This window comes from Methylorubrum podarium (genome assembly GCF_040270385.1).
Classification (GTDB): domain Bacteria; phylum Pseudomonadota; class Alphaproteobacteria; order Rhizobiales; family Beijerinckiaceae; genus Methylobacterium; species Methylobacterium podarium.
The window spans coordinates 1-2,559 of record NZ_JBELQE010000098.1 but is presented as its reverse complement, the minus strand read 5'-3'; the positions used below and the strand labels follow the sequence as shown (position 1 = coordinate 2,559).

The 2,559-nt window shown below is 61.7% G+C and carries 2 protein-coding genes and 1 pseudogene; all 3 read left to right on the top strand.

Annotation, left to right across the window (positions count from 1 at the left end):
- Positions 1–185 (top strand): annotated as a pseudogene (locus tag ABS772_RS19355) (SOS response-associated peptidase); the annotation flags it as partial.
- Between the two features lie 233 nt (positions 186–418).
- The gene (locus ABS772_RS19350; protein WP_350396427.1) at positions 419–2,038 is read left to right on the top strand and encodes a methyl-accepting chemotaxis protein; all 1,620 of its coding nucleotides are present in this window, start codon (positions 419–421) and stop codon (positions 2,036–2,038) included.
- A 55-nt stretch (positions 2,039–2,093) separates the two neighbouring features.
- Positions 2,094–2,393, top strand: coding sequence for a hypothetical protein (locus tag ABS772_RS19345; RefSeq protein WP_350396426.1), 300 nt, complete (start codon positions 2,094–2,096; stop codon positions 2,391–2,393).
- Positions 2,394–2,559 lie beyond the last annotated feature (166 nt).

Sequence of the window (2,559 nt, the reverse complement as noted above, 5' to 3'; positions counted from 1 at the left end):
CCACCGAACCGAACGCCGAGGTCGGCGCCGTGCATCCCAAGGCGATGCCGGTGATCCTGACGACGGAGGAGGAGCGGGACGTCTGGCTGCGCGCGCCATGGTCCGAGGCATCTGCCTTGCAGCGACCGTTGCCGAACCAGACACTGATAATTGTAACCCGTGGCGAGCGGCGGGACACGGGCTGAAGCAGTCTTGTCTGTTTCCAGGAGGAGCGCCGCACAGGCATTGAGGGTGATCTGCTGCAGATGCAGGCGGCCCGGATCGCCCACCTCGTCCAATCGCTATTAAGTTGCGTAATCTGACGGACGCATCTGTGTCGCGAATATCGAAGCGTAGACAGTGGCGCGCCGATTTTTCACAAGCGATGCGGATTGCACGGTCGTGATAGGAGCGAGCGTGATCAGGAGCCCCGCTAAGCATGCCGATTACGTTTGGCCTCAACCGCACGCTTGGCAGTGCCATTGGTGCAATTGCGCTCGTCTCAGTCCTCAGCAGCGGCGCGGTTCTGAACGCATTGGACCAACTGCATGATGCGACCGAGGCTCGCCGTCGCGTAGTCCTTGTGCTCCGAGATCTCGACGTTTTCCGCGCAGCTATGCTCAATCAGGAGACCGGGCTCCGCGGCTATCTAATCACAGGCCGGGACAGCAGCTTGGAGCCCTACCATGTTGGCAGGTCGGCCTTGAGCGAAGTCACCAGTCGCCTCCGCGGGCTTATCGGCACTGACGCCGAGCCATCCAAGTTGTTGGAGGAGGCTATAGTCGCAGCTCAGAGTTGGCAGAGGGACATCGGCGAATCCGCTATACGGCTTGCAGCCGATCCGACCACACGTACAGATGCAGTGCGCATTGAGGCCGAGGGAAAAGGCAAGCAATTCTTTGACACCCTTCGCGAAAAGCTCGCCGCTATTGAAACTACGGAAGAAAAGAACCGCTCGATACAAACTGAGCGTCTAGCTGACGCTGAGCGGGATGCGAAAACTACGCTCTGGCTTGGCACGCTCCTGACACTTCTGTTCTGCGCCGGCATCGGCGTTGCCATCAATCGTTGGATCGTGCGTCCGCTCGGGGGCGTGCTGGGCTTTGTTGAGCGTGTCGGCACGGGAGACCTGACAGGCCGTACCGTTGCAACCGGTCGCGATGAAGTCGGAAGGCTTGGAACCACCCTCAACGCCATGGTGGAAGGGCTCGCCGATCTAGCGCGCACCAACCGTGCTGCTACGGCGGACTTGAATGCCGCTGCAGCTGAGATCCGCGCCTCCGCCCAGGAGCAGGCCGCGAGCGTCGAGGAGCAGTTCGCCGCTGTCCAAGAGACCGCTGCTACCATCGATGAAATTTCGCAATCCGGCGCGCAGATCTCGAAGCGGGCGACGGAAGTCATTGCGACCGCTCAGGCCGCGGCGCAGACCGCCCGCTCCGGGCTGCGCGCGGCAGGCGACACCGCGAAGGCGATGGAATCGATCCGCGAGCAGGGCGAGGCGGTCGCCGGCAACATCGTCGCGCTCAGCGAGCGGACCCAGGCGATCGGCGAGATCATCGTCACCGTCAACGACATCTCCGAGCGAACCCACCTGCTTGCCCTCAACGCTGCAATTGAGGCTGCTGCTGCAGGCGAACAAGGGCTCAGCTTCACGGTAGTGGCCTCCGAGATGAAGCTGCTCGCCGACCAAGCCAAGAATGCCACGGTGCAGGTGCGCGGCATCCTCGGGGAGATCCAGCGCGGCATCAACGCCTCGGTGATGCTCACCGAGGAGGCGGTGAAGCGCGCCGCCGCCGGCAAGACCCGCACCGACTCCACTGTCCGCACCATCGAGGAGATGGCGGCGCGGGTGGAGGAAAGTGTGCAGACCTTCCAGCAGATCGTGGCGTCAACCAACCAACAGCTGCTCGGCATCGAGCAGGTGACGGGCGCGCTTCACAACATCCGGCAGGCAAGCCAGCAGACGGCCGCCGGCACTCGCGAGGTGGAAACGGCATCCGCCAACCTGACCGAATTGGCCGGCGAACTGATGACCCGCTCCGAACGCTACCGGATCTAGTAGCGTGTAGCTTGAACAACGCGTCCAGACTTGGGCCTGGGTGAGGGCACGCGGCATGAACCAAACGGTTTTGTTTGCCATGTTGGCCTATATGAACGACCTGCAGCGTTCGATTGATTTGAATGAAAACTTCGCTGAGGAAGTTCTTGTCCTGGCCAGCAAAGTTGATGACGAGCAAAACGATGGGTGTGAGCGAAGGAGAATGCTGGACTTAGCCCGCCGCCACCGCGTCGATGCCATCAAGGCGCACGCCAGGATGGCAGCGATCACTGAGCAGTTTGTTAGCCGTTTTGGCGTCGAACGGCTCGAGCAGGAGCGATCGAAATACCCAGCTCGGCCTCGGCGCTCGGTTTGATTGGGGCAAGCGACACTTGCTGAGTGCACATGGATGATGGTCATCACAACCATCGCTCGTCGATGTCCGTCGCGTTGTAGTCTGCCAGCGGCTGGTGCTCGTCTCCTTCCGCGAAGATCGCCACGTCATCAGGACCGATGTCGTGCTTGGCGATGCGATCCCAGCG